This is a genomic window from Salinisphaera sp. T5B8 (genome assembly GCF_040361255.1).
GTDB lineage: Bacteria > Pseudomonadota > Gammaproteobacteria > Nevskiales > Salinisphaeraceae > Salinisphaera.
In genome coordinates, this window is the sequence record NZ_APNG01000048.1 from 1 (window position 1) to 2,312 (window position 2,312).

The window sequence follows — 2,312 nt, forward strand, 5'->3', positions numbered from 1 at the left end:
CCGATCAGCCGCCTGGGCTTATCCGTGAACAATGTGTTGGGTTTACACATCTAGGCAATAACTCGGTCGCGTCATAACCATAGTATTCGTGGTTGCCCATGATGTAGATCACGGGCACTCGGAACGTGCGCGCTGCCCATTCAATACCAACCGTACCGTTATGGATGTCGCCGGCTAGCACGACGGCGTCACATTCGACATCGTCACGGATGCCACTGTCTTCAGGCTCAGCGAAGCACTCCAGGTGTAAATCGGACAAAACTCGTAGTTTCACTGTCTTGATCGCTCTGTGTGCCGGGTGACAAGGATTGCCGATGCAGCGCGCTAACCGGGTGCGCCCCGTCGATGACACGTCCCCTATTTGTCGGGAGACGCGGGCATCCGATTCCGCAGCGAAGGCGAGTCGTGAATCGGCCCCGATACCGATCGGGTCAGTGACGACGCGTCGACTGCCCTGCGCCCGTCTGCGGTCGCGCGAGCGGGTATCTCGAGAGCGAAAAGCAACACAACGATGGTGCGTAACGCACGCTCGATCACGCGCCGCGTGAATGCATGGAAAACGTTTTGTGTCGTCTATGTGTGTTCGGGACCGGATTGTCCTAATGGCTCTGTTGGATAACCCAAGCCTCTCAGCGACTTCAGGAGCTCGCTAGGCCAGCGCAACCGGATTTACCGGCGAAATATAGGATATCTCCGGCTCAGCATGAATTAGCGCTTCGATCCGTGTAACCAGTTCTCCAATCATCAGCACATCGTCGCTCGGTTGGCTGCCGGCTGGGCGCTCATTCAGCGATGGCGACAACAAAATCCGTCTATCGACGAAATTAACGAACATGCATTTGTCCCGGAGTTCGGGCCAGTGCTGGTGCCGACACTGGTCAAATAGTGGTGTCGCGACAACCTTGACCCTAGAAACCGGACGATCGTGCTCCTCCACCAATAACTGCACACACATCAGACCTAACAGCTCGCCCGTCGAATAACGCGCGTTGTGCCCGCGCTCACGACGAGCGAGCGGCGACAGTCGGGCCCGCCAGTAACGAAATGTTTCTCGCGGCAGATCGAGAATTTCGAGAACGTTGTCTTGACGCAGCACCGATAGTCCGCAGCGATTTTCCTCAACAACGTAGCATAAGGTTGTCGACAACTGAATTATCCGTTGCAGACTTCACAACAATGGTATGTGCAATGTAGAAATCGGTGTCCGACCGAACGCCGGAGCTACGCTCATTTCTGGTGTATGAGCGATTGAAGGAGGCGGCACCCACCTGCTGAAATTAGTAAGACCAATCACTGATTTCAGACGACAGAAGAGGTGCCACCACCATGCAAGACGATACGACGATTGCCTTTGCTGATCCAGCCTTTGCGGACGCGCTGTCCGATCTGGTTCGCGATGGTGCACAACGCATCATCAAACAGGCCGTTCAGGCCGAGCTCAATGCGTTTCTGCAGACGCATGCCGACCGAGACGCCGACGGGCGGCGGGCTGTGGTGCGCAACGGCTATCAGCCTGAACGTGACGTGCTCACCGGGGTTGGCCCGGTCGCCGTCGCGCTGCCCAAGACGCGGGATCGCGCCGGACGCGGCCGACGCTTTTCCTCGGCATTGCTGCCGCCTTATTTGAAGAAGACGCGCCGGCTGGAGTCGGTCCTACCGTGGCTGTATCTCAAGGGTGTATCGACCAACGATTTCGACGAAGCGCTCAAGGCGCTGTTCGGGGACTCGGTCAAAGGCTTGTCGGCATCGACGATCAGTCGCCTGAAAGCCGGCTGGGAGCACGAGTACGACACATTCAGCGAGCGCGATTGGCGCGGCCACGAGATGGTGTATCTCTGGGCGGATGGCATCTACGTCAACGTGCGCGCCGCCGAGCGGCGCTGTGTGTTGGTGGTCATCGGCTGCGATAGTCACGGCCGCAAGCACTTCCTGGCCATCGAGGAGGGCTTCCGTGAATCGACCGAGAGCTGGAGAGCACTGCTGTTGAGCCTGCGTGATCGCGGGCTGGTCGTCGCGCCCAGGCTCGCCGTCGGCGACGGCGCGATGGGATTTTGGGCCGCGCTGGCCGAGGTCTATCCCAAGACAGCGGTCCAGCGATGCTGGGTGCATAAAACCGCGAACGTGCTCGACAAGCTGCCCAAGCGGATACAGCCGCAGGCCAAAGGCCATCTTCATGAAATATGGCAAGCTGACACACGTCACCACGCCGAGCAGGCCTTTGATCGGTTTGTTGCGATCTACGACGACAAATACCCGAAGGCCACAGCGTGCCTGCAAAAAGACCGCGCTGAACTGCTCGCCTTCTACGACTT

General features: G+C 58.3%; 3 protein-coding genes and 1 pseudogene. 1 reads left to right on the top strand and 3 read right to left on the bottom strand.

Features of this window, described 5'->3' with window-relative positions:
- Positions 1–70: 70 nt before the first annotated feature.
- The 3 genes and pseudogenes from T5B8_RS19905 to T5B8_RS19915 all read right to left on the bottom strand — a co-directional run.
- Positions 71–274: pseudogene (locus T5B8_RS19905) on the bottom strand (metallophosphoesterase family protein); the annotation flags it as partial.
- Between the two features lie 375 nt (positions 275–649).
- Positions 650–1,096 carry a hypothetical protein gene (locus tag T5B8_RS19910; protein WP_353181000.1) on the bottom strand — a complete coding sequence of 149 codons (447 nt, stop codon included), beginning with the start codon at positions 1,094–1,096 and terminating at the stop codon, positions 650–652.
- A gap of 203 nt (positions 1,097–1,299) precedes the next feature.
- A complete protein-coding gene (locus tag T5B8_RS19915) occupies positions 1,300–1,461 on the bottom strand; it encodes a hypothetical protein (protein ID WP_353181002.1) in 162 nt (53 codons plus the stop codon).
- On the opposite strand from T5B8_RS19915, the gene T5B8_RS19920 reads away from it, so the two are divergent.
- A partial coding sequence (locus tag T5B8_RS19920; RefSeq protein WP_353181001.1) for an IS256 family transposase occupies positions 1,387–2,312 on the top strand: 926 nt, incomplete at its 3' end. The two genes, T5B8_RS19915 and T5B8_RS19920, sit on opposite strands and share 75 nt — an antisense overlap.